This is a genomic window from Mycobacterium sp. 012931 (assembly GCF_000419295.1).
Classification (GTDB): Bacteria; Actinomycetota; Actinomycetes; order Mycobacteriales; family Mycobacteriaceae; genus Mycobacterium; species Mycobacterium marinum.
The window spans coordinates 1,603,183-1,627,357 of the sequence record NZ_AOPX01000001.1 but is presented as its reverse complement, the minus strand read 5'-3'; the positions used below and the strand labels follow the sequence as shown (position 1 = coordinate 1,627,357).

The following is a 24,175-nucleotide window of genomic DNA, read 5'->3' as shown; positions in this document are numbered from 1 at the left end:
TACCGCCGCCCGCCGACGACTTGGCGCCGACGGGGTCCAACACCCAGGCGAGCGTCTGGATTCGGGGTCAGTTCCCGAAGCCCGATTGCTGGTCACCCTTGTTGAGGCCGCCGGAGCTGCTGGTGCCCGAGTTGGCGAAGCCCGAGTTGGCGGTTCCGGTCTGGATGAAACCGGAGTTGTCCGTGCCGGTGTTCATGACGCCCACGTTTCCGGCCCCGGTGCTATTCCAGAATCCGATGTTGAGGTTGGCCGAATTCCCGACTCCCACATCATTGGTGCCCGTGTTGAAGAAGCCGGTATTGGTGCCGCCGGTGTTCTGGAAACCCGTTTGGTTATTGCCCACATTTCCGAAACCCTCGCTCGAGGTGCCGGTGTTCTGGAAGCCCGAGTTGTCGTTGCCGTCGTTGTTGAACCCCGAGTTTCCGCTGCCGGTATTCCCGAAGCCGGAGTTGGTCGCACCACTGTCGGTTGCGATACCGAAGCCGGTATTGACCTCACCGGAATTGCCGGCGCCGGTGTTCGTGCTGCCCGAGTTGAGGAACCCGGTGTTGTCCGAACCCGAGTTGCCGAAGCCCACATTGGCACCGCCGGCGTTCTCATAGCCGACGTTTCCGGATCCCGCGTTGCCGAAGCCCATGTTGAAGCTGCCGGCGTTGCCGAGCCCGACATTGTCGTGGCCGGCGTTCATGAAGCCGACGTCGCCGGCGCCGGAGTTGCCGACGCCCAAGCAGGTGTTGGCCGAGTTCGCCATGCCGGTGTTGAGCGAGGCGGCGTTGACGAACCCGGTGTTGAAACTGCCGGAGTTGCCAATGCCGGTGTTGGTGTCACCCGAGTTCCCTATGCCCCAGTTTCCGTCACCGGAGTTGAAGAAGCCGACGTTGTTGTTGCCCGAGTTGAACACGCCGATGTTTCCGCTTCCGCCATTGAGTCCGTTGAAGTTGATGCCAACCTGATCGTTGCCGCTCAGCCCGATCCCAAAGTTGTTGTTGCCGGTGTTTCCGAAGCCCACGTTGCCACTGCCAAGGTTTCCGAAGCCCACGTTGTTGGCGCCCAGGTTGCCGAAACCCACGTTGCCGCTATTGGTGTTGCCGAAACCGAAGTTGTTGCTGCCGCGGTTCCCGTCACCAAAGTTGAAGCTCCCGAAATTTCCGCTACCGATGTTGTAGTTTCCGGTGTTACCGAATCCCTTGTTGCCACTGCCACTGTTCCCGCCGCCGATATTTGCGCCGCCGGTGCTTTGGTAGTTCCCGAAGCCGATATTTCCGTTTCCGCGGTTACCGCTGCCGAAGTTGTTCGACCCGATGTTCCCGCCGCCCAGATTGAAAAGCCGTTATTGCCGTTGCCGAAGTTGACGTTGCCGCCCCGGTTTCCGCTGCCGAAGTTGAAGTTTCCGATGTTGCCGCCGCCGAAGTTGAGGTTGCCCGTGTTCCCGTTGCCCAGGTTCGCGATTCCGATGTTGCCGAATCCGAGATTCCCGGCGCCGAGGTTGCCGATTGCCGCCAGCGGGCTCAGGGCAGGGACATTCTGCAGCAGCTGTTCCCACGGTGACAGCGCCGCCGCCACCGCCGACGCCCCGGAGTGGTAGCCGAACATGGCCGCGACGTCCTGCGCCCACATTTCCTCATAGGCGGCTTCGGCGGCCGCAATGGCCGGCGCGTTTTGACCGAAGATGTTCGACATCACCATCTGCACCAACGCATTTCGATTGGCCACCACCGCGGCCGGCAGCACCGTCGCCGCCCGCGCCGCCTCGAACGCGCTCGCCACCATCTTGGCCGCACCGGCCGCACCGACCGCCTGCGCCGCCGCCGCACTCAGCCAACTCGTGTAGGGCGCGACCGCAGCCGCCATTGCCGCCGATGCCGGGCCCTGCCACGCCTGCCCAACCAGCCCGGAGGTCACCGATGCGAACGAGTCCGCCGCCGACAACGCCGGAGCCCTGCTCCTGGATCCGGGATCCGTGCGCTTTCCAGCAACCGGGCCATGATTCACAGGCGGTTCCCAGCGAGCGCGATCGCCGCAAACCGCGTGCGATTCGGCCACCGCCCCGGGCTCACATCCCATACCCCTTTTGCGCAGGTGCGGCCGTTAATGGCACACTCTCCTGGTGCTCAACACGCAGCGTCGATTTTTCTACGGGTACCAGCCAGCGGTACCCGAGGCGTAGCTGCTTTCGCAGAGCCCCGTGGTCCGCTTCGGCGATCGGGGCTCGTCTCTCGCGTGAGGCCTGATGCCGGATGAGATCAGAACCCCCACCTCACGAGAACGCGGAGTTAGAAATGAACACCGAAACTATCGACACTGAAGATCTCCCCAGCATTGACGAGCTGCGCGAAGAGATCGACCGGTTGGACCGCGAGATCCTGGCCGCGGTCAAGCGGCGCGCCGAGGTGTCTCAGGCGATCGGCAAGGCCCGGATGGCCTCCGGCGGCACCCGACTGGTGCACAACCGCGAGATGAAGGTCATCGAGCGCTACAGCGAGCTGGGACCCGAGGGTAAAGACCTGGCAATTCTGCTTTTGCGGTTGGGTAGAGGTCGACTCGGCCACTAAACGGTCACTAACGCGGCTCTTTGCCGCAGATTGCGGCAATGCTGCGGTACATTTCCGCCGAAATGGATGCAGCAAAGCCGGCTGGGATTTCACGGGCGCGCCGTCTGACGTGGATGTCCGCGGCCGCCCTGCTAGTCCTGCTCGTCGCGCTGTCCTCGACTTCGGCAACCTCATCCGCGTGGTCACGCCACGGCCAACCCATCGAGTATCTGACCGTCCCGTCGCCGGCGATGCACCGCCAGGTGAAGGTGGAGTTCCAGCGCGGCGGCCCACACGCGGTGTACTTGCTCGACGGCATGCTCGCCCGCGACGACTACAACGGCTGGGACATCAACACCCCGGTGTTCGACTGGTTCGATCAGTCGGGATTGTCCGTCGTGATGCCCACGGGTGGAATGGCCAGCTTCTACTCCAACTGGTACCGGCCTGCGGTCGGCAACGGCGGCACCTGGACCTACAAGTGGGAAACGTTCCTCACCGAGGAACTGCCCGCCTGGCTGGAGAACAACAAGGGCGTCAGCCAGATGGCCAACGCGGTGGTGGGCGCGTCGATGGCCGGATCCGCGTCGCTGATCCTGGCGGCCCGCCACCCCAGCAACTTCGTCTACGCCTCGTCCATGTCGGGCTTTCTGAACTTGTCCGCGGGCAAGTGGCCGTCGCTGGTCAGTGTCGCGCAACTGGGTGCGGGTGGCTTTCACTCCGATGCCATGTGGGGCCCTGCGGAGGATCCCGCATGGGCGCAAAACGATCCGACGGTCAATGCCGCAAAGCTGGTCGCCAACAACACCCGCATCTGGGTCTATTCCGGCAACGGCACCCCCTCGGCAGAACTGGGCGGGGACAAGCCCGGGGCCAGTCTGCTGGAAAACGCCACCCGAGTGAGCAACAAGGCATTCCAGAGCAAATACAAAGCGGCCGGCGGCTACAACGGCGTATCCAATTTTCCAGACAACGGGCTACACACGTGGCAGTACTGGGGCGCGCAGTTACAGGCCATGCTACCGGATCTACGACGTGTGCTGGGCGCGGGCTAGACGCCCCTACTAGCGCGAATCCGACCGCATTAGGGTCGAACCATGACCTCCGAGCAATCAATCCCTGACATCACCGCCACCCCGGCGTGGGAAGCCCTGCGCAAGCATCACGATCAGATCGGAGAAACCCACCTTCGGCAGATCTTCGCCGACGATCCCAATCGCGGCCACGATCTCACGGTCACCGTCGGCGACCTCTACATCGACTACAGCAAGCACCGGATCACTCGCGACACAATAAGTTTGCTGGTCGATCTGGCGCGTACGGCAAATCTGGAAGCACACCGTGACCAGATGTTCGCGGGTGCCCACATCAACACCTCAGAGGACCGGGCGGTTCTGCACACGGCGCTGCGGCTGCCCCGCGACGCCGAGTTGATCGTGGATGGCCGCAACGTGGTTGAGGACGTGCACGCGGTGCTGGACGCGATGGGCGACTTCACCGACCGGTTGCGCAGTGGGGAGTGGACCGGCGCCACCGGGAAGCGGATCAGCACCGTCGTCAACATCGGCATCGGCGGATCAGATCTGGGCCCGGTCATGGTCTACCAAGCGCTGCGCCACTACGCCGACGCCGGGATTTCAGCCCGTTTCGTCTCCAACGTAGACCCGGCCGACCTCATCGCCACGCTGGCCGACTTGGACCCGGCCACAACACTTTTCATTGTCGCGTCGAAGACGTTTTCCACCCTCGAGACGCTGACCAACGCGACCGCCGCACGGCGTTGGCTAACCGACGCACTCGGCGATGCGGCGGTGTCGCAACACTTCGTTGCGGTCTCCACCAACCGGCGTCTGGTCGACGACTTCGGGATCAACACCGACAATATGTTCGGATTCTGGGACTGGGTCGGTGGACGCTATTCGGTCGACTCCGCGATCGGACTCTCGGTGATGGCCGCGATCGGCCGGGAGGCCTTCGCCGACTTCCTATCCGGATTCCACATCGTCGACGAGCACTTCAGGACCGCTCCGCCGGAGTCCAACGCGCCTGCGCTGCTTGGGCTTATCGGGCTGTGGTACTCCAACTTCCTGGGTGCGCAGTCGCGCGCCGTGTTGCCCTACTCCAATGACCTGGCGCGATTCGCCGCCTATCTGCAGCAGTTGACCATGGAGTCCAACGGAAAATCGACCGGTGCCGACGGTACAGCAGTCACCACCGATACTGGTGAAATCTATTGGGGCGAGCCAGGAACCAACGGTCAACACGCCTTCTACCAGTTGCTGCATCAAGGCACCCGGCTGGCGCCGGCAGACTTCATCGGTTTCAGTCAGCCCATCGATGACCTGCCGACCGTCGAGGGCACCGGCAGCATGCACGACCTGTTGATGAGCAACTTCTTCGCCCAGACCCAGGTGCTGGCGTTCGGCAAGACCGCCGAGGAGATCGCCGCCGAGGGCACCCCCGCCGCGGTGGTGCCGCACAAGGTGATGCCCGGCAACCGGCCGTCGACTTCCATTCTGGCCAAACGGCTTACGCCGTCGGTGTTGGGACAGCTGATCGCCCTCTACGAACATCAGGTGTTCACCGAAGGCGTGGTGTGGGGTATCGACTCGTTCGATCAGTGGGGCGTGGAACTGGGCAAGACTCAGGCAAAGGCGTTGCTTCCGGTGATCACCAGCGATGGCTCACCGCAGCGGCAGTCGGACAGCTCCACCGACGCGTTGGTACGTCGATACCGAACCCAACGCGGACGCACCGGCTAGAGCGGTGGCGCGAGCGTGCGCAATTGTGCACAAGCGAACGGCGTGTCGCGCACAGACACGCACGCTAGGCGAACTTCTTGGCTAGCGGCGGCGGCAGCACCCGCATCAACTGCACCAGCGGCGCCCACGGCCACCAGGGCACCGCGGCCCGGCCAGGTTCGCGTTCAATGGCGGAGACCAGCGCGTTGACACCGGTTTCGTTGTCCACCATCAACATTGTGCTGCCCGATTTCGCCGTCATCTCGGACTCAATGTAGCCCGGTTCCATCACCGAGACGGTGATCGGGCCCTTGTCGTACTCGGCGCGCAAGGACTCGCCCAACGAGCTCAGGCCGGCTTTGCTCGCTGCGTAGGCGGCTTTCACGCCCGGCACTCCCTTGCTGGCGAGCACCGAGGAGATGAGCACCAGGTGGCCAGAACCGCTCTTGTGAAACATCTCCAGCGCCGTTTCGATCTGCACCAGCGCCGCCACCAGGTTGGTCTCGATCGTCGCCTTGTTCGCCCACAGTTTGCCCGAGCCCAACGGTGCACCCTTGCCGATGCCGGCGTTGACGATGACGCGATCGATGCCGCCCAGTTCATCGCGCAACTCGGCAAATACCTTGGGCACTTGGTCGTGGTCGTTGACGTCCAGCTCGGCTATCGCGATCGTGATTTCTGGATGTTTTTGCGCAAGTTCGCTTTTCAATTCTTCGAGACGATCGGTGCGTCGCGCGCACAACGCTAGGTCGCGGCCTCGGGCAGCGAAAGCGCGGGCCATGCCCGCACCCAGCCCGGAACTGGCGCCGGTGATGAGAATTTTCTGGCGGGTCATTCGCGCAGCATATCGGCTGCCCGCCCAGCGTCGAGTTGTCGGGCCGACGGGCGGTTACCCTGCGCAGCGCCGCGATGCTCGAGCGCCACTACTTGAGTAGCCGCGACATGCGCCGGTCGGCCAGCACTTTGCCGCCGGTCTGGCAGGTCGCGCAATATTGAAATGACTTGTCCGCGAACGAAACCTCTCGCACGGTGTCCCCGCACACCCGGCACGGCAGGCCGGTGCGCGCGTGTACCCGCAGGCCGGAACGCTTCTCCCCTTTGAGCGTGGCGGCGCCCTGGCCGACGGAACGGCTGACCGCGTCGGTGAGAACGGAAACCACCGCGTCGTGCAAGGCGGCAAGTTGTTCTTCGGACAGTTTTGCGGCCGTGGCGAACGGCGAGATCTTCGCGACGTGCAGGATTTCGTCGCTGTAGGCGTTGCCGATGCCCGCGATCACCTTCTGATCGGTGATGACCGTCTTGATCCGGCCGGTGTGGGGGCCCAAGACGCCGGCCAGCTCCTCGGGCCCGAGTTCGAGCGCATCCGGTCCGAGCGTGGCGATGCCGGGCACCTGCCGCGGATCCTCGACCAGCCAGACTGCCAGGCGCTTCTGGGTCCCGGCTTCGGTGAGATCGAAGCCGGGTGCCACCCCGGGGGTGCCGAGATGGACGCGCAACGCGATCGGGCCTTTGCCTGGGCGCAATGGGGCCGCCGCCAGCTTGTCCGACCAGCGCAACCAGCCCGCCCGCGAGAGGTGCGCGATCAACCACAGCGGCCCCGCCTGCACCCCCAGGTATTTTCCCCACCGGCCCGCACCGGTCACGGTCTGGCCGTGCAGGGCATTGATCGGCGGGTCGAAGGTTTTCAGCACCGACAGCGCGGCCACATCGACGCGGCCGATGGTGGTCCCGACGGCGTGCCGGCGCAGGTGGTCGACCAGCGCTTCGATCTCCGGGAGTTCGGGCACCTGTTCAGTGTGCCGATGGTCGCAACGGGGTGTCCATCCGCGCCAGGTTACCTACCCGGACCGTCGGCCCCGGCCTTGCCGAACAGCAATCCACCGTTGCCGCCAAAACCAGGGAAGCCGAATGCGGCCGCGGCACCACCGTTGCCCCCGTTGCCGATCAGAAACGCATTCCCGCCATCGCCGCCATCACCCTCGCCCGCGATGCCGAGCGAGCCGAATGACGACTGACCTGCGCCGGGGCTACCGGCGTCGGCACCGTTGCCACCGTCGCCGTAGAAAAATCCTCCGTTGCCGCCGTCACCACCGCTACCGGCGCCGCCGCCGCTCCCGTCACTACCCACGCCATTTCCGCCGTCGCCACCGAGCGCCCCAGCACCGCCGCCGCCGAACAGCCCCGCGGAGCCGCCGGAACCGCCATCGCCCCCGGCCCCGCCGTTGGTGCTCTGACCCGTACCCACCGTGCCGCCGTTGCCGCCCAACCCTCCAGCCGCGCCGTTTCCGGCAACCCCTTGCAGCAAGCCGGCGTTGCCACCGTTACCGCCGTTACCGCCGGCCTGGCCGGGGTGGCCCGGCCCGCCTTGGACACCTTCACCACCGAGGCCTCCGTTACCGCCGTCGCCCCAGAGGCCGGCGGAGCCGCCATTGCCGCCCTTCTGGCCGACGCCGCCGGAACCGCCCCTGCCGCCGCTGCCGATCAACCAGCCGCCGTCGCCGCCGTTCTGCCCGGTTCCCGCCGCGCCGTCGGCGCCGTTGCCGATCAGCGGACGCCCGGTCAGCGCCTGCGACGGCGCATTCACCGCGTCCAGTACCGGTTGCAGCGGGGAAGCATTTGCCGCCTCGGCGCCGGTGTAGGCGCTGGCGCCGGAGTTCAGCAGCTGCACGAACTGTGCGTGAAACAGGTCCGCCTGGGTGCTCAGCGCCTGATATGCCTGAGCGTGTGCGGCGAACATTCCGGCAATGGCCGTAGACACCTCGTCGCTGCCGGCGGCCAGTATCCTCGTCGTCGGCGCGGCCGCGGCAACGCTGGCCGCATTGATCGACGAACCGATACTGGCCAAATCGGTGGCCGCAGCGGCCACGAAATCGGGTGCGGCGTAGAGAAAGGACACTTAAAGACCTCCTGTGAGATCCCGACATATCCGCGGGATTTTTCGCATTGCAGCCCGAGTCAGACGCTGCGGGCTGGGCCCGACATCGGGCTCGGCAAATACTCGTGTGTGTGGCGGGCTATGCGGGCCCCTCCAACCCGGGCAGGCCCAAGAGCAATCCGCCCGTTCCACCGGTGCCGCCGGTGCCACCCTGGTCGCTACCGGCACCGGCACCGCCGTTGCCACCGTTGCCGATCAGGAAGGCGTCGCCGCCGTCACCACCGATACCGTTGAGCGAAGGCGCCATGAAGCCGGCGGGCACATTCCCGGCCGCACCACCGTTGGCGCCGTTGCCCAAGAAGATGCCTCCCTGACCGCCGTCGCCGCCATTGCTGGTCAGGTACACGGTCCCGGTGCCGCCGCCGCTGAGCGTCCCGGGGGCCCCGGTGTTTCCACCGTTGGCGCCGTTGCCGCCGTTGCCGAACAGCAGCGCGTCGCCGCCATGGCCGCCGAACCCGCCGGGACCGGCGTCGCCGTTTTCGGTGCCGCCGCTCCCGCCGGCACCACCGCTGCCGCCGGCTCCCCCGGTGCCGCCGTTGCCGATCAGACCCGCCTGGCCGCCGGCGCCGCCCCAGCCGCCCATGCCGCCGGCACCGTTGACGGCAGATGACGTGCCGGAGTTGTCTCCGCCATTGGCGCCGTTTCCGCCGAAGCCGCCATTGCCGCCGTTGCCGTAGAAGAAGCCCGCCTTGCCACCGTTGCCGCCCTGCGCGCCATCGCCACCTATGCCGCCCTGGCTATCGTCGCCGCTCGCGGCCTGGCCGAGTCCGCCGTTGCCGCCGTTGCCGCCGCTGCCTCCGTTGCCGAACAGCCCGGAATTGCCGCCGTTACCGGCAGAGGCGGCGAAACCACCGCCTTGCGCGCCGCTGAGGACGGAGCCCCCGGCGCTCTCGAAGGTGCCACCGCTACCGCTGTTTCCGCCGTCCCCACCATTGCCGTACAGCCACCCGCTCTGACCGCCATTGCCGCCGTTGCCACCCGAGCCCGCGAGGCCGCCACTGAATGTGGCGGTGCCGCCGGTGGCGTCGCCACCGTCGCCTCCCTGACCACCAACTCCACCGTTGCCGAAGAGCAGTCCGCCCGCGCCGGCCAGGCCGCCGTTACCACCATTGCCGCCGTCGGTGCCGGTTCCGATGGCCGCGCCGCCGTCGCCGCCGTGGCCACCGATCCCGCCATTGCCGCCGAGGCCGTACAGAAATCCTCCCGCGCCCCCGATTCCCCCGTTGCCGCCGGTCAGGCCACTGTCGCCGGCGGCCCCGGACGCACCGGCGCCACCGGCACCGCCGTTGCCCAACAGCCCGGCCGACCCGCCGTTCCCGCCGGCCTGACCCGCCGCGCCGGACCCGCCGTTGCCGCCGTTGCCGAGTAGCCAGCCGCCATCACCGCCGCTTTGCCCCGTCCCGTTGATCCCGTCGGCGCCGTTGCCGATCAGCGGGCGGCCGGTCAGTTGTTGTACCGGCGCATTGACAGCGTCAAGGGCTTGTTGCAGCGGCGACACATTCGCCGCCTCGGCGCCGGTGTAGGCGCTGGCGCCGGAGTTCAGCAGCTGCACGAACTGTGCGTGAAATGTGTCCGCCTGCTGGCTGAGGGCCTGATAGGCCTGCGCGTGTGCGGCGAACATTCCCGCCACGGCTGCAGAAATCTCATCCGCCCCGGCGGCCAGTACCCCCGTCGTCGGTGCCGCCGCGGCAACGCTGGCCGCGTTGATCGACGAACCGATGCCCGCCAAATCCGTTGCTGCAGAAGCAACTAACTCGGGCGCAGCGAAGAGGTAAGACATCGATGGCTCCTCTGACGGCTACCAAGGGTTTCAATCGCGATCCGGATGGGGCGGCACCCGCCTGGCAATCGGCGGCTACGCCGGTCCGGGCGCCCCAGCCGTGCCGAACAGCTTTCCGCCGGAACCGCCCAAGCCACCGATACCGCCCTGGGCGGCGGGGGCACCGGCCCCTGCGTCCCCACCGTTGCCGATAAGCCCGGCGTCACCGCCAGTACCGCCGATGCCGTTCTCGCTGGGAGCCATGAAGCCTGCCGGGATGCTGCCCGCCGCGCCACCCTTGCCTCCGTTACCGAAGAAGAAGCCGCCGTCACCGCCACCACCGCCGTCACTGGTCTGGTAGACGCTGCCGGTACCGGTGCCATCGCTGTAGGTGCCGGGCGTCCCGGTAGCACCGCCATCTCCGCCGGCGCCGCCGTTGCCGAACAGCAGCGCGCTGCCACCTTGGCCGCCGAGCGCGCCCGGACCGGCATCGGCACCATTGCGCGCACCCCCGCCGCCGTCGCCGCCCTTACCGCCGCTGCCACCGTTACCGCCGTTACCGCCGTTACCGAACAGACCGCCTTGGCCGCCGGTACCGCCGAAGCCGCCGAAGCCGCCAGCGCCGGCATACGACTGGAAGTTGTTGGTGCCCGCTCCGCCGGCCGCACCGTCCCCGGCGTCGCCGCCGACGCCCCCGTTGCCCCAGATGAACCCGCCTTTGCCGCCGTTACCGCCGAAGGCGCCGTCACCACCAGCGCCGGCAAAGGTCAGGTCGCCGGCGGCGGCCTGACCTGCCCCACCGTTGCCGCCGTTACCACCGGCGCCGCCCATGCCGAACAGCCCGGAGTCGCCGCCATTACCGCCGGTTACCGCAAAGTTTCCACCTCCGGCACCGGACAAGATGGTGTCGGCGCTGGCCTGGAATGTCCCACCGTTGCCGGTATTGCCGCCGTTACCGCCGTTGCCGTACAACCATCCGCTGTGGCCGCCGTCGCCGCCGTTGCCGGCGGAGCCCGCGGTGCCGCCGGTACCTGATGCGTTGGTGGAGCCGGTGGCGTCGCCACCGTCGCCGCCCTGACCCCCTAGCCCGCCATCACCAAATAAGAATCCGCCGCGCTCGCCCAGGCCGCCGTCGCCGCCGGCGCCACCATTGGTGCCGGCCGTGGTGGCGGCGCCACCGTTGCCGCCAAGGCCACCCAGACCGCCGGTGCCGCCCAGGCCGTACAGCAACCCACCGCTGCCACCCATACCGCCGCTACCACCGGCCTGGCCGGATACCCCCGAGGCACCCGCGGCGCCCGCTCCGCCGGCGCCGCCGTTTCCGCCATTGCCCAACAGCCCGGCCGACCCACCGTTACCACCGGCCTGGCCCGCCGCGCCCGAGCCGCCGTTGCCGCCGTTGCCGTACAGCCAGCCGCCATCACCCCCGGCCGCCCCGGTGCCCGCGGCTCCGTTGGCACCATTGCCGATCAACGGACGCCCGGTCAGACCCAGCACCGGTGCATTTACCAGTTTCTCGACCTGTTGCATCGGCGTCACGTTGGCCGCCCCGGCGGCGGCATACTCCGTGGCACCGCCGCTCATCAGCTGGACGAACTGCTGGTGGAACGACGCAGCCTGCGCACTGAGCGCCTGGTAGGCCTGGGCGTGCGCACCGAACAAGAACGAAATCGCAGCCGACACCTCGTCGGCGCCTGCGGGCAACACCGTGGTGATCGGTGCCAACGCGGCCGCGTTGGCCTGAGCAAGAGTCGAACCGATACCCCCAAGATCGTTGGCCGCTGCTGCCACATACTCGGGCGCTGCGATCACCCACGACATTGAAAAACCTCCCGACCCCACGACAGCGCAACTGCCAAAACGTGACCTTCGACACAAGTTGAGTAGGACGCCGATGCTAGCGCGATCTAGCGCCCGATACTGGCGCTTAAACCCAGGGGCTAATCAACAACGCCGGAGCCCTGCCCTTAAACCAAATCCTTAATTCATCATTGAGCCAGTGCAGTTCAGCGCGCTCGCCTACGCAAGCCCTTAATAAGTTCGAATTAGATAGGTATCCATGATCCAGCCGTGGCGCGCTCGAGCCTCGGCACGCAATGCCGCGATGCGCTCGCCGACTTCGCCGACCGTGCCCGCAACGAGCAGTTCGTCTTCGGTGCCCAGATAGGCGCCCCACCAAATGCGAGTCTGCGGCGGGCAGGCCCGAAACGAGCAATCGGCGTCGAGCATGACTACCGCCGTGCCGGCGACTTGGCGGGCGCGCAATTGCCGGCCCGTGGTGATGACGACGGGCGCGCCCACGTCGTTGAGCGGAATTCGATGCCGGGCCGTTAACGCCTGAACTGCCGTGATGCCCGGGATGACGTCGTAGCTGAAGTCCACCTCGGCGGACACCGCATCCAGGATGCGCAGGGTGCTGTCATAGAGCGAGGGGTCGCCCCAGGCCAGAAAAGCCCCCACCCCACCGGGCCCCAGTTCGGTGCTGATGGCCCTCGCCCAGATCCGCGCCCGCTGCGCGCGCCACTGCGAAACCGCGTCCTCGTAATGGGCATCCACCGCACGCTTGGGGTCGGGCAACTCGACGAAGCGATATCTCGGCTCGCGGATAAATCGTGCGCATATCGCACGGCGCAACTCCACTAGCTCACTTTTGGCCTCGCCTTTGTCCATCGCGAAAAACACTTGCGTGTCATTGAGCGCGTTGATCGCCTGGACGGTCACATAGTCGGGATCACCGGCGCCGATACCGATGACGTGAATATGCCGACTCACCATGGCCTCCTTCCGGGAGGTCGTCGGGGTCTTGCAACACAACGTAATTGAGATCGCGAAATACCTATCCGTTACCAGCGGTACCCAGTACCATGAGTATTGACTATCGAGTGTGATCTCCCTAACGTCTGAAGCACCTGATGAAGGGACGCCAAGCGATGACCACTGCGGTGAAACCAAGTGGGCCGGGTCGTGAAGAGTTCTCCGAACGCCTACTCAGAGGCTCGGTCAAAAAGTCCTACGAACCCATCGTCGACATCGACTGGGATGCCCCGCTGGACCCGGACAAGTTCTACCTGCCCCCCCAGGCTGGTGTCGCTGTACGGCACCGAGATGTGGGACGAAATGACCCGCGAGCAGCAGATCGAGCTGTCCCGCCAAGAGCTGGTCAATACGCTCTCGGCCGGGATCTGGTTCGAGAACATGCTCAACCAATCGCTGTTGCGCACCATCCTGCACGAGGACCCGACCAGCCGCTCGACGCATTACAAGCTGACCGAGCTGGGCGACGAGACCCGCCACATGGTCATGTTCGGCAAAGCCATCGAGCGCATCGGCGCCAAGCCGGTACGCCCACGGCGATTGCATCGGATGGTCATCAACACCCTTCCGCTGGCCTTTCAGCGGGGTTCGATGCTGTGGGTGGCCGCGCTGATCGGCGAGGAGATCTTCGATTCGCTGCAGCGCCAGATGATGGACGATCCGGAACTGCAGCCAATCATCCAGCGGCTCATGCGGATTCACGTGACCGAGGAGGCGCGCCACATCCAATTCGCGCGGGATGGCGCACGCAAGCGGGTGGGCGAGATGCCTCGGGTTAACCGGTGGTTCATGGCCAACATCAACGGGCTCGGCGGGTACTTCTTCAACTATCTGTTCAGCAATCCGATCCCGTACGCACGGGCGGGCCTGGACCCCAAGCGGGCCCGCCGGATCGCGCGCAGCAGCCCACATCGGCGCGAAATACAGATCGCCGGCTTCGCACCGCTGGCCACTTTTCTGACCGAGGTGGGCCTGCTCGAACCGATCGCGCGGCGCGGCTGGAAGCGCAGCAGGTTCTTGTGACCCACACCCCCGGTGTCGCGCGGGCCCCCCGCGACTGCCACGACTGTCACGACGTAGTCATCATCGGGGCGGGGTTCCGTGGCAGGGAACGCCGGAGCCCTGGGGTATTGCGCCCACCGCGGGTGGCCAGGGTGGCCAGGGCGGCCAGGGCGGCCAGGGCGGTCAAGGCGGTCAGGGCGGTGACGGCGGGTCCGGCATCGGCGGGGTCGGCGGTGGCGCCGGCGGCCACGGTGGTACCGGCGGAGCCGGTGGCGCCGGTAGCAACGGCGGCAACAACACCGGTAGCACCGGCGGGGTCGGCGCTGACGGAGGTAAGGGTGGCACGAGTGGCACCGCGGGTGCGGCCGGTGTGGGGGTCGACGGCGGCGCGGCGGGCAGCATCGGCACCGGCGGCGTCGGCGGCCAGGGCGGCGACGGTGGGTCCGGCGGCACCGGCACCCTCGGCGCCGACGGCACCAACCCGACCGGCGATGGCCGAGGCGGCCAGGGCGGTCAAGGCGGTCAGGGCGGTGACGGCGGGTCCGGCATCGGCGGGGTCGGCGGTGGTGCTGGAGGCCACGGCGGCGTCGGCGGATCCGGTGGCACCGGTGGTAGCAATACCGCCAGCACCGGCGGGGTCGGCGCTGACGGAGGTAAGGGTGGCACGGGTGGCACCGCGGGTGCGGCCGGTGTGGGGGTCGATGGTGGCGCGGCGGGCAGTATCGACACCGGCGGGGTTGGCGGCACCGGAGGCGAGGGTGGGTCCGGCGGCACCGGCGTTGCCGGCGCATCCGGGATAACGCCTGCCGTTGGTGGACCAGGCGGCCAGGGTGGTGCGGGCGGCACCGGTGGCGACGGTGGTGCCGGCATTGGTGGGGTCGGTGGTGGTGCCGGCGGCCAGGGCGGCCAGGGTGGTGCTGGCGGCAACGGAGGCATAGGCGGCGCGTACACCGGTACCGGACCCGGGAGCAGCGCGGCCGGTGGCCTCGGCGGTACCGGCGGAGCTGGCGGCGACGGTGGGACACCCGGTGCCGGCAGCACCACGGGTGGCATGGGAGGTAATGGCGGCAAGGGTGGCAACGGCGGCTCCGGCGGCACGAACAGCTCCGGCACCAGCACGTCACCCGGATTCGGCGGTGGCGGTGGGGGTGGTGGTGCCGGGGGCCACGGCGGCAACGGCGTCGGTGGCGGTGCCTCCGGTGGCCAGGGTGGCACCGGAGGCGACGACGGGTTCGGTGGAACCGCGGTAAGTCCCACCACCGGAAGCATTGGCGGTGGCGGCACCGGCGGCGGTGGCGGTGGTGGTGGTGCCGGCGGCGCCGCCGCTAGTTTCGCAGTAGGCGGTGGTGGTGGTGGCGGTGGTGCCGCCGGCGGCCCAGGCGGTACGGCCGGAAACGGCGGGGTTGGCGGTAACGCCTTCGCCGCGGGCTTCAGCGGGACCGGCGGTGCCGCCGGGGTCGGGGCCGGGGCGCCCGGGGGCGTCGGTGGTGGTGGCGGCGGATTTGCACAACCAAATCTCTCGAACGATGGAACTCCCGGTGAAGATGGCTTCAAAGGCGGCCACGGCGGACTCGGCGGCGACTTCGGATTAGGGGCGAACGGCGGCCCAGGCGGCGATGCTGCCGGCGTGGGTGGGCATGGCGCCACTGCCTACGAATTCAGCGCCACCGCACAAGGCGGCCAGGGCCAGTCCGGTTAGCGCCGAGCCACTCCGCGGCTGCGGCTGTGGGGGGCGATATCCACGGAATGGTGGCGCCCACAACGGCAACCGGGTGTCGTGATCACGGCGGTATCGGTGATACCGCGATGCCGGCGGGGAAGCGTCCGGGACGCGCTGGCCATCCGCGACGTAGTTGTGACGCCGGCTGGGCGGAAGCGAAGGCGACACGCTGCGTAGGTGCTGAGGGATCGGGCGGCTTAGTCTGGACGGCGCGGAGGTAACACGGTGAAATTGGAGTCACGATCGGATCGATCTGCTGAACACCCCTACCGCGTGGCCGGTGGTCCTGGCGGCCCAAATCGCCTGCACCAGAAGCTGTCCCGTCGCCAGCCGGCCACCGGTGGATGGCCTTCGTAGGATTCGATACCGCGCAGGAAAACAGATGACCGATCATGCCCGCCAGCACAGACCCACTCACCCAGAATCGGAATGCAGCCGAAACCATGAGCAGTAGCCGACCCTTCACCGACCTCACCACCGCCCATGACCTCGGTGACGGAGCGTATAGCGCCACCATCGATCCCATCTGGACCATCGGCCCCAAGGTGCACGGTGGCTGCATGATGGCGGTCTGCGCAGCGGCCGCGCATCGGACGATCGGCGATGCGGTCGACCTGGCGCCAGTTGCCCTGAGCGCCAACTACATCAGCGCTCCAAACCCGGGCGAGGTGCAGCTCACCACGAAGGTCCGCCGGCGCGGACGGCAGGTATGTCTCGTCGATGTGGAACTGTCGCAGGACAGCCGCACCGCGGTAACCTGCTCGGTCACCCTGGGGTCCGTCGACACAAAGCCGCCACGACACAGCGCACCACTGCCCGTGTCGCAGATGCCGGTCCAGCCCCCTGCTGATGCCATACCCGTCTCAGCCGAACATCCCCTGGCCCAGATCCTCCATGTGAGCCAAGGATGCGAGCTCGCGATGGATTCCGCCACCACCGGCTTCCTCGTCGGGCAACGCGGAGCACCGATCAGCCGGATGTGGGTCCGCCCGTTCGTCTCTGACGAAGCCGACCCCGCCGCCGCAACGCTGTTTGCGATCATGGCCGGCGACATCGCCCCGCGCGTCACCGTGAACTGCGGCATCTTCGGCTGGACCCCCACCGTCCAACTCACCACCTACCTGCGGCGCCGCCCCGCCCCCGGCTGGATGCGCGTCATGGCCAGCTCGACCGTCATCGGTGATAGCTGGTTCGAGCAGGACCACGTCATCCTCGACGCCACCGGTCAGGTCGTGGTCCAAAGCCGCCAACTAGCCATGCTTCCGGAGGCCGCCGGGGCCTCGCGACGAACCGCCGTTGACGGCTGATCACGCCCGAGAGGCGCGGGCCTCCCCGACACGTGCGCCTGATTCAAATCAGCAGTTGCCATGCCACCGTGCGCGTGGCCGTTTGACGTCAACCGGATGCTGGGTGCCAGCGATTCCGCTGCGTCGGCGCCTTGCTGATTCCGCGAGCAAGTTGCTGCGGCGGCAAGCCACCCGCCGATGAAGCGAGCGCAGCAGCTCGCCATCGAGGTGGACATCGCAGCGCGCACCGGCATGATGGGCGCCTACGCAGACCTGCTGCCAGCCCACACAGACCACATCGGTGGTCGCCACCCGACGGCTAGCTCAGCCATGCTCAACTCCCTCGTCTAGGGAGTGCCAAAGATCAACCGAAACACCGTCAGGCATCAACCGGAACAGAAACGTCAGCAATCACCCGACGCAATACAAACCACATGGTGCCCCCGGCAGGATTCGAACCTGCGACACCGGCTTTAGGAGAGCCGTGCTCTATCCCCTGAGCTACGGGGGCGGCTTCGCTGAGCTTACCGGGGGGCGACTCAGCGCAGCTCGGCGATCACCTTTGCGAAGTTATCCAGGTGATTGTCCTGCACGGTGAACGACGTCACCCCATAGATATCGCGGTAGCCGGCCAAGGTGTCGGCAATCTCGCGCGGTGACCCGCCGAGCACCGAGTGCAGCGCCAGTATCTGTTCGTCGGACAGCTCTGGCGCGTACCGGCGGGTCATCGCCAGGTCGGGCGCGGTTTCGCCTTCGTTGGGCAGGGCGGTGATCGCCAGGTTGAGCTCGAGCGCGTCAAACCGGTCTCCGGCGGCCCGGCGGACAAAGTCCACACGTTCGGCCAGCGGATCGTCTGCCCCGTGGACGTTGGACCCGGTCAGCCCGACGATGTTGGCCTGCTGGGCCGCCAACGTCATCACCCGGTTGCCGTTGCCGGCGATCAGGATCGGCACCGTCGGGTGATGCTGCTTCAGGTAGGCCGTCATGTGTTCGAGATAGTCGACGCGGGCTCCGGCGCTGGGGTAGGGCAGCTCGGCGGCATCGAACTCTTCCCGGACGTAGCCGGTGCCCAGGCCGAGCTCGAGACGACCTTCGCTGAGCAGATCCAGGGCCTCGGCGTCGCGGCTCAGCAGGGCCGGCTTGTAGAAGGCGGCGTTGAGCACATACATGCTCAACCGCATCTTCGTGGTGACCATCGCGGCGGCGGTCAGGGTGGGAAACGGCGCCGCGGCACCGAGATGATCGGGCACACAGAGAATGTCGAACCCGAGATCTTCGGCCCGTTTGGCCAGCTCTTGCAGCGCTGCGCGCGATTTGATGAAGCGGACGCTCAACCCGAAGCGAAAATCTTTGGCCACCAACAATCTCCGTTCCACCATCGACACTTACCAAGCACGCGCGGCAGCCACCAGGCCTTGTACCAGGGAGGCGGTGACCGGCGACAAACCGTCGTCGCCGGGCAGGGGGCTGCGGGGGCTGAGCCCTCGCACCCGGATGGACAGTTCCAATTGCGCCCCACCGCCGCGGACCCGGTTGACCGGGTTGTCCGGATGCAGCCCGCGTAGCTCCGCCGGGATGGCGTCCAGATCGGTGACCACCTGGTAACCAGGCAGTTCAAGGAGGCGCGCCAGGTGGTCGGCCAGCTCGCGGTTGCGGCCGCCGGCCAGCAGCTGGGTGCCACGGCCGATGCGGCCGTAGCCGTGCAGTGAGACCGCGACGTCGACGTGGTCGAGGAACTCCGCGAGCCGCCGCGACTCGCCGGGGTCGAACCGCGACGATGGCAGGTGGTGGGGGTAGCGGTCGGGATGTCGCAGCACGTACACCGATGCGCCAGCGGCATCGGCGGCTCGCTCGGCGATGACGTCGGTCATCTTCTCCAGGCCGCCGCCGTGGATGGCGAGGAAGCCGAAGCGCGACCGTAGCTGGCTGATCTCGCTCAGGCCGGGCTCGCTCAACAATGCCGAAAGCGATTGTGGCCCAGCGCCGGAAGCCGCCGCGGATACAGGCTGGAGTCAATGCACCGGATCCCAGCGGTGCAGAAAGTCGATCCAGCGTTGCGGTAGCCCGTGATGCAGCGCGCCGTCGATGACGCGATTGAGGTATTCCGGCCGGGGCGGACCCGGGGTGATCCGGTGGTCGATGTACACCCAGGCCGTCGTCGGTCCGTCGTGGGTGCGCACGCACAGCAGGTCACGCCGATAGCGGACCGGAACCCCCTCGGCGCTGTCCAGCGTGGCCAGGTCCCGATCGGAGATCTGCCAGAGCACACCGTGCACCTGGCCGCCGGTGAGCGGCTCAACGGTGGCCACCCCACGTTCGTTGATCAACCAGTCGTGATCGGACAGGACCGCCGGACGCGGGTCGCTCGCGTCGGGGCATCGCACCGACATCTGCCGTACGCACAGGTTGGAACCGTATGCGAAGTACAGATGCCGGCCGGTGAGCATTTAGCGGGTCACCATCGGCTCGGCAGATTTCGACGCGGTGTTTTTTGACGCAAACCAACTCCCCGCGGGCCAGCACGGACGACGACGCAATCCATCCTGCCGTATCGTCGCCGCGCTCACAGCCCGGGCAGGCACAGCAGCGGGATACAGCCCAGATCCGACGGGGGCGTGTCGCCTTCATAGACAAATCCGCCGCGATTGGCCTGGAATCCGTAGTCCACCCAATACCAGGTGTGGCAGACGTTCATGTCCCAGTTGACACCGCCCGCCGGCACCGGTTCCCCGGGGCACCATTGGTAGGGGCCTCGCGGCGCTTGCGGCACGGGTCCATGGGCTCCGGGCCCGGCGTGTGCGGTGCCCGCGGTCAACCCGAACCCGGCTACCGCGACACCCCCGGACACCAGCGCGGCGGCGATCATCCGCTTCAGGTTTGCGGTGGTGTTCATGGTGAGCTTCCTCTGGTCATGCCCCGCCTGGCCAGGCGTAGTCGCGGCAAGTACACAAGCTCGGATTCGCTACCGATCCCAACCGGGAGGCCGGGCACCGGCGGTTTGCGAGTCCTGGCCCGTCAAGCACCCATTGTTCGCGGTTTGGCGGGTGTCGGGAAGCCGTCAGCCGGTCAGCGTCAGGTAGATCAGCGCCACGTTGAGCACGCTGATCAGCACCGCCACCCCCCAGCCGATCCAGGTGGTCAAGCGATGGTTGGTGTCGCTACCCATCACCTCGGGATTGCTGGTGAGCCTGACCAGCGGAAGTACCGCGAACGGTATGCCGAAGGACAGCACGACCTGTGAGAGCACCAGGGTGCGGGTCGGGTCCAGGCCCAGCGCCAAGATCGCCACGGCGGGGCACAACGTGACCAAACGCCGCACCGCCATGGGGACCGACCAATGCAGCAATCCCTGCATGATCATGGCGCCGGCGTAGGCGCCCACCGACGTCGACGCCAAACCGGAGGCCAGCAATCCGATCGCGAACAGGACCGCGATGGTCGCGCCCAGCGTGTCGTGCACGGCAGCGTAGGCGCCTTCGATCGAGGCGGTGTCCTCTCGGCCCTGCAAGTTGAGGGCGGCAACCAGCAACATCGCGGCGTTGACCCCGCCCGCGACGATCATTGCCAGACCCACGTCCCAGCGGGTGACGCGCAACAGCCTGCGCCGGTATGGCCCGGGCTCGGGATGGCCGTGGCGGTCACGGGCCAGGCCCGAGTGCAGATACACCGCGTGCGGCATCACCGTGGCCCCCAGGATCGCGGCGGCCAGCAGCACGCTTTCGGTGCCCTGAAAGTGCGGCACCAGTCCGGTGAACATCGCATCAGGGGGAGGTGTTGCGACGAAGAAGCTGGCCGTGAAGCCGACGGCAATGATCAGCAGCAGTCCGGTGATGACTCGCTCGAACAGGAGTTGGCCGCGGCGGTCCTGGATGAGCAGCAGCAGCAGCGAAATCACCCCGGTGATGATCCCGCCGATCGGTAGTGGCAGGCCGAACAGGATGCGCAGGGCGATGGCGCCGCCCACGACTTCGGCCACGTCTGTAGCGATTGCGACGATCTCGGCCTGCACCCAATAGGTCAGCCGGGCCGGGCGCCCCATTCGCTTGCCGATTTGTTCCGGCAGCGAATGTCCGGTGACCAGCCCCAGCTTTGCCGAAAGGTACTGCACCAGGCCGGCCATGACATTGGCCACCACGATGACCCACAACAGCAGGTAGCCGAACTGGGCGCCGGAGCTGACATTGGCCGCGACATTGCCGGGATCGACGTAGGCGATCGCCGCTACGAAAGCCGGTCCGAGCAGATACCAACTCGTCTTGAACGAGGTCTGCGTGTCTTGCGCCAATTCACCGGCCTTCGATCAGTACCACCGAACAACAAAGTGAGGCTAGCCGAAACAACTCGGCGCGCCGCCGGCAGGCCGCTTAGCGGTAATCGGGATTGGCGAAGTCCGGGCGGCACCCGGCGTCCCACTCGGTGCGTTGGTTCCCGTATGCCGGGACACCACCGGCGCGCTGCAACATCTGCGCCAGGTGCATCAAGTTGAAGGTCATAAACGTGGTGTTGCGGTTGGTGAAGTCATTTTGCGGCCCGCCCGAACCGGGGTCGAGATACGACGGACCGGGGCCGGCCTCGCCGATCCAGCCCGCATCGGCCTGCGGGGGGATGGTGTAACCCAGATGCTGCAGGCTGTAAAGTACGTTCATCGCGCAGTGCTTGACCCCGTCCTCGTTGCCCGTGAAGAGACAACCGCCCACCCGGCCGTAGTACGCGTACTGTCCGTTCTCGTTGAGCAGGCCTGAGCACGAGTAGAGACGCTCGATCACCAGCTTCATCACCGAACTGTTGTCGCCCAGCCAGATCGGTCCGCACAGCACCAGGATGTTCGCCCGCAGGACCCGCTGATACAGGTCGGGCCACTCGTCGGCCTCCCAGCCGTGTTCGGTCATGTCCGGCCACACGCCGGTCGCGATGTTGTGGTCGATGGCACGGAAGCTGTCCACCTCGACACCGTGCTCGCGCATGATCTGCGAACTACGCGCGATCAGCCCCTCGGTGTGGCTGAGGTCCGGGGAGCGCTTCAGGGTTGTGTTGATGAACAGGGCGCGCAGGCCGTCGAATCGTGGAACCGCAGCACTGTCCTCGGAAGTCGCCGTCATGCCAACCTGCCTATCGTCGTCGTCGCAGTCCGGCGTCGGTTGTCGCCGACGGCCGTGATCGTAGTCCAGGCAGGAGTCGATTCCGCGGCTTGGCGCGTTGGAAAATGCGGGCTAGGCGGCCCCTGCCGGCGGTAGGTACAGGCCCTTGCCGGTAACCAGCGGCAGCTCGAGGGTCGTGCGGATGCCGGGCGGGGCGGCCACCACCGCAGGGATCGCGTTGACCACCCGCATCGCGGTGGCGACCAATCCGGCATGGTTGTGGTCGCCGCGACGGCTGCTCAGGCAGAGGTCCATGGCGTAGGACGGTTCGCCGGTGATCTCGATCCGGTAGGACCCGCCGGGCTGGGCGGGCTGGGGCCAATCGGGGCACAGATCCTCGCGTAGCCGGGTGACGTGTTCGAGCACCACGACAGGAGCTCCGTCGACCAATCCGAGGACTTCGAAGCGCAGCGCGGCGGCGCTGCCCTGGGGAATGTGACCGGAGGCGATGTCGAAGGCGTGCGGGGCGGGTTCGCGCACGTACATCTCCTCGACCACGTCGAGGGAAAGGCCAAGACCCGCCGCAAGCTGGCGGACCACCGAACCCCAGGCCAAACTGAGCACCCCGGGCTGTAGCAGCATGGGGATCTCGTCGAGCGGCTTGCCGAATCCCATGACGTCGAACATGACGACGGCGCTGTCGTAGGTGGCGTAGTCGACGATCTCCATGCAGCGGATCTACTCGATGCTCTGACAGGTACCCGCGAGTACCATCGGAAGCAGGTCGTTGGCGAAGCCCGGATCGATACCGCTGACATAGAGGCTCGAGTTGCCTTTGCGGGCAGCATCTTCGAGCGGCTTGACGAGTTCGTCGGGCAGTACCTGCCACGGATACTGCAGAAAGACCGGGCCGCTGCCGACGATATTGACGCCGGCCGCCAAGACGCGCCGATAGTCATCGAGTGCCTCGGGCAGCCGGTTGTCGGCCATCGCGTTGTAGACGGCGCACTGCGGCCCGCTGGCCAGTACGGCATCCAGATCGGTGCTGGCCTTCACTCCGGTGGATTCGGCGAATCCGGCCAGCTCGGCGGCGTCTTTGCCGGCTTTGGCGTCCGATGACACCCACACTCCGGTGAGCTCGAACTCGGGGTTGGTGATGAGCGCACGCAGCGAGTGAAGGCCGACGTTGCCGGTGCCGAGCTGCACGACGGGTATTGCCATGGTTGGTTCCTTAAGGAGTGCGGATTCACAGGTCGGGGACTGGTATGTCGAGGTTCGGATGGGTGAGGCCGCCGTCGACCTCCAATGTCTTGCCGGTCAGGAAACTGCCCGCCGGGGACGCCAAATACACTGCGGCGGCGGCAATGTCGACGGGATCGCCGAGGCGGCGCAGCGGTGTCGCCTGCTCCATCGGTGCGCGCAGTTCGTCGTTGGCGGCCACCACTTCCAGTGCGGAGGTGAGGATGGATCCGGGAGCGATCGCATTGACCCGGATCCGTGGGCACAAGTCCAGTGCGGCCAGCCGCGTGTAGTGCGCCAGGGCGGCTTTTGCGGTGCCGTAGGCGGCGAACCCTCGTCCCGTCACCCGGCCCATGGTCGAGGTGATGTTGATGATGCCGCCGCCGCCGGAGTGCTCGAGCATCAACGGAACCGCCGCGACGGTCAACGCGTGGGCGGTTGCCACGTTGAAGGTGAATGCGTCCTTGAGGTCCTTCGTCGAGGTGGTCAGCAGCGTATTGGGCATCGTTCCGCCGACGTTGTTGACAACGATGTCTAGTCTTCCGAACGCCTCGACGGCCTGCCCGGCCAGCTCCGCGGTGGCCTCCGGATGGGCCAGATCGGCGGCGACGACGTGCGCGCGACGCCCGATTGAGCGGACCGTGTCGGCGACCTCGTCCAGTTGGGACTGCGTTCGGGAGGCGATCACCACATCCGCACCAGCCTCGGCAAAGGCCAGCGCAATAGCCGCACCGAGGCCGCGGCCACCCCCGGTGATAACGGCAACTTGGTCGTCGAGACGGAACCTGTCGAGGATCACTGCGGCCTCGCTTCAATTGTCGACCGAGACGGCAGCAACCCTCGCCGTTTCGGGTGGGGCAGTTTCTGGAACAGGTTCTAGTTTGGCATAGCGGCGCCGAATTGTAACGACCCCCGCGAAGTGGAACCTCCGCGACAACCTCGCCTACCGCAGCCCCGGCCGTGGCTGAAATCGCGACGAAATGCTGCCTGCCCAGGGGCGAGTGTTCAACGTCCTGTAATCGAAGGTTCCCTGTTGCTAATGTAGCCTGCAGGCTGCGAAGAAAGCTGGT

Annotated in this window: 18 protein-coding genes, 1 tRNA gene and 5 pseudogenes; 7 read left to right on the top strand and 17 right to left on the bottom strand. The window is 66.9% G+C overall.

Translation table 11 applies throughout. The features are described from left to right. Positions 1–67 precede the first annotated feature (67 nt). Positions 68–1,926: pseudogene (locus MMSP_RS25715) on the bottom strand (PPE domain-containing protein); the annotation flags it as partial. 311 nt (positions 1,927–2,237) lie between these two features. Here MMSP_RS25715 and MMSP_RS07390 point away from each other — a divergent pair. Genes MMSP_RS07390 through pgi form a run of 3 tightly spaced genes read left to right on the top strand, consistent with a single transcriptional unit; the run spans position 2,238 to position 5,293 of the window. Next, positions 2,238–2,552: a chorismate mutase gene (locus MMSP_RS07390; RefSeq protein ID WP_083866496.1), complete on the top strand. Its 315-nt coding sequence runs from the start codon at positions 2,238–2,240 to the stop codon at positions 2,550–2,552. A gap of 38 nt (positions 2,553–2,590) precedes the next feature. Then, entirely contained in the window at positions 2,591–3,586 is a 996-nt protein-coding gene (locus MMSP_RS07385; RefSeq protein WP_051153776.1) for an esterase family protein, read from the top strand. A gap of 42 nt (positions 3,587–3,628) precedes the next feature. Continuing rightward, complete coding sequence (gene pgi, locus MMSP_RS07380) at positions 3,629–5,293, top strand: glucose-6-phosphate isomerase (protein WP_020786100.1); 1,665 nt, start codon at positions 3,629–3,631, stop codon at positions 5,291–5,293. A gap of 64 nt (positions 5,294–5,357) precedes the next feature. Here the strand turns inward: pgi and MMSP_RS07375 are convergent, their stop codons facing one another. The 7 genes and pseudogenes from MMSP_RS07375 to cobF all read right to left on the bottom strand — a co-directional run bounded on the left by MMSP_RS07375 (position 5,358) and on the right by cobF (position 12,741). Then, positions 5,358–6,107: an SDR family oxidoreductase gene (locus tag MMSP_RS07375; protein ID WP_012396107.1), complete on the bottom strand. Its 750-nt coding sequence runs from the start codon at positions 6,105–6,107 to the stop codon at positions 5,358–5,360. Between the two features lie 88 nt (positions 6,108–6,195). After that, positions 6,196–6,663: a zinc finger domain-containing protein gene (locus tag MMSP_RS28165; RefSeq protein WP_180338886.1), complete on the bottom strand. Its 468-nt coding sequence runs from the start codon at positions 6,661–6,663 to the stop codon at positions 6,196–6,198. A gap of 153 nt (positions 6,664–6,816) precedes the next feature. Further along, positions 6,817–7,059: pseudogene (locus MMSP_RS28160) on the bottom strand (DNA-formamidopyrimidine glycosylase family protein); the annotation flags it as partial. Positions 7,060–7,106: 47 nt separating this feature from the next. After that, complete coding sequence (locus MMSP_RS07365) at positions 7,107–8,168, bottom strand: PE family protein (RefSeq protein WP_020786099.1); 1,062 nt, start codon at positions 8,166–8,168, stop codon at positions 7,107–7,109. Between the two features lie 118 nt (positions 8,169–8,286). Then, the gene (locus tag MMSP_RS07360; protein WP_020786098.1) at positions 8,287–9,987 is read right to left on the bottom strand and encodes a PE family protein; all 1,701 of its coding nucleotides are present in this window, start codon (positions 9,985–9,987) and stop codon (positions 8,287–8,289) included. A 75-nt stretch (positions 9,988–10,062) separates the two neighbouring features. Continuing rightward, a complete protein-coding gene (locus MMSP_RS07355; protein WP_020786097.1) occupies positions 10,063–11,787 on the bottom strand; it encodes a PE family protein in 1,725 nt (574 codons plus the stop codon). Positions 11,788–11,997: 210 nt separating this feature from the next. After that, positions 11,998–12,741 carry a precorrin-6A synthase (deacetylating) gene (gene cobF / locus MMSP_RS07350; RefSeq protein WP_036426292.1) on the bottom strand — a complete coding sequence of 248 codons (744 nt, stop codon included), beginning with the start codon at positions 12,739–12,741 and terminating at the stop codon, positions 11,998–12,000. A 155-nt stretch (positions 12,742–12,896) separates the two neighbouring features. Between cobF and MMSP_RS07345 the strand changes: the two are divergent. Beyond that, a pseudogene (locus MMSP_RS07345) lies at positions 12,897–13,803 on the top strand (diiron oxygenase). 46 nt (positions 13,804–13,849) lie between these two features. Here MMSP_RS07345 and MMSP_RS27185 read toward each other — a convergent pair. Then, a complete protein-coding gene (locus MMSP_RS27185; RefSeq protein WP_036426290.1) occupies positions 13,850–14,032 on the bottom strand; it encodes a hypothetical protein in 183 nt (60 codons plus the stop codon). A gap of 120 nt (positions 14,033–14,152) precedes the next feature. Here MMSP_RS27185 and MMSP_RS29520 point away from each other — a divergent pair, with 120 nt between their 5' ends. From MMSP_RS29520 to MMSP_RS27420, 3 genes are all read left to right on the top strand, one after another. Further along, the gene (locus tag MMSP_RS29520; protein WP_020786094.1) at positions 14,153–15,481 is read left to right on the top strand and encodes a hypothetical protein; all 1,329 of its coding nucleotides are present in this window, start codon (positions 14,153–14,155) and stop codon (positions 15,479–15,481) included. A 464-nt stretch (positions 15,482–15,945) separates the two neighbouring features. Continuing rightward, positions 15,946–16,809 (top strand): thioesterase family protein, encoded by an 864-nt coding sequence (locus tag MMSP_RS07330; protein WP_020786093.1) that lies wholly within the window; start codon positions 15,946–15,948, stop codon positions 16,807–16,809. Between the two features lie 177 nt (positions 16,810–16,986). Next, entirely contained in the window at positions 16,987–17,139 is a 153-nt protein-coding gene (locus tag MMSP_RS27420) for a hypothetical protein (protein ID WP_011742030.1), read from the top strand. A gap of 84 nt (positions 17,140–17,223) precedes the next feature. Here the strand turns inward: MMSP_RS27420 and MMSP_RS07325 are convergent. The 8 genes and pseudogenes from MMSP_RS07325 to MMSP_RS07290 form a co-directional block, all read right to left on the bottom strand. Beyond that, a tRNA-Arg gene (locus tag MMSP_RS07325) sits at positions 17,224–17,299 on the bottom strand. Between the two features lie 28 nt (positions 17,300–17,327). Further along, complete coding sequence (locus MMSP_RS07320) at positions 17,328–18,152, bottom strand: LLM class F420-dependent oxidoreductase (RefSeq protein ID WP_172607307.1); 825 nt, start codon at positions 18,150–18,152, stop codon at positions 17,328–17,330. A gap of 21 nt (positions 18,153–18,173) precedes the next feature. Continuing rightward, positions 18,174–19,235: pseudogene (locus MMSP_RS07315) on the bottom strand (poly-gamma-glutamate hydrolase family protein). Between the two features lie 116 nt (positions 19,236–19,351). After that, a complete protein-coding gene (locus MMSP_RS07310; RefSeq protein WP_020786090.1) occupies positions 19,352–19,681 on the bottom strand; it encodes a hypothetical protein in 330 nt (109 codons plus the stop codon). A gap of 165 nt (positions 19,682–19,846) precedes the next feature. Beyond that, positions 19,847–21,073 (bottom strand): Nramp family divalent metal transporter, encoded by a 1,227-nt coding sequence (locus MMSP_RS07305; RefSeq protein ID WP_012396132.1) that lies wholly within the window; start codon positions 21,071–21,073, stop codon positions 19,847–19,849. A gap of 79 nt (positions 21,074–21,152) precedes the next feature. Next, a complete protein-coding gene (locus MMSP_RS07300) occupies positions 21,153–21,887 on the bottom strand; it encodes a flavodoxin family protein (protein ID WP_015357060.1) in 735 nt (244 codons plus the stop codon). A gap of 111 nt (positions 21,888–21,998) precedes the next feature. Beyond that, positions 21,999–23,087: pseudogene (locus MMSP_RS07295) on the bottom strand (diacylglycerol kinase). A 25-nt stretch (positions 23,088–23,112) separates the two neighbouring features. Beyond that, the gene (locus MMSP_RS07290; RefSeq protein WP_020786087.1) at positions 23,113–23,904 is read right to left on the bottom strand and encodes an SDR family oxidoreductase; all 792 of its coding nucleotides are present in this window, start codon (positions 23,902–23,904) and stop codon (positions 23,113–23,115) included. Between the last annotated feature and the right edge of the window lie 271 nt (positions 23,905–24,175).

Coding starts and splice junctions, on each gene's coding strand:
- MMSP_RS07390 (WP_083866496.1), top strand. CDS start 2,238: ATGAGATCAGAACCCCCACCTCACGAGAACGCGGAGTTAGAAATGAAC.
- MMSP_RS07385 (WP_051153776.1), top strand. CDS start 2,591: ATGCTGCGGTACATTTCCGCCGAAATGGATGCAGCAAAGCCGGCTGGG.
- pgi (WP_020786100.1), top strand. CDS start 3,629: ATGACCTCCGAGCAATCAATCCCTGACATCACCGCCACCCCGGCGTGG.
- MMSP_RS07375 (WP_012396107.1), bottom strand. CDS start 6,107: ATGACCCGCCAGAAAATTCTCATCACCGGCGCCAGTTCCGGGCTGGGT.
- MMSP_RS07360 (WP_020786098.1), bottom strand. CDS start 9,987: ATGTCTTACCTCTTCGCTGCGCCCGAGTTAGTTGCTTCTGCAGCAACG.
- MMSP_RS07355 (WP_020786097.1), bottom strand. CDS start 11,787: ATGTCGTGGGTGATCGCAGCGCCCGAGTATGTGGCAGCAGCGGCCAAC.
- cobF (WP_036426292.1), bottom strand. CDS start 12,741: ATGGTGAGTCGGCATATTCACGTCATCGGTATCGGCGCCGGTGATCCC.
- MMSP_RS07330 (WP_020786093.1), top strand. CDS start 15,946: ATGAGCAGTAGCCGACCCTTCACCGACCTCACCACCGCCCATGACCTC.
- MMSP_RS27420 (WP_011742030.1), top strand. CDS start 16,987: ATGAAGCGAGCGCAGCAGCTCGCCATCGAGGTGGACATCGCAGCGCGC.
- MMSP_RS07310 (WP_020786090.1), bottom strand. CDS start 19,681: ATGAACACCACCGCAAACCTGAAGCGGATGATCGCCGCCGCGCTGGTG.
- MMSP_RS07300 (WP_015357060.1), bottom strand. CDS start 21,887: ATGACGGCGACTTCCGAGGACAGTGCTGCGGTTCCACGATTCGACGGC.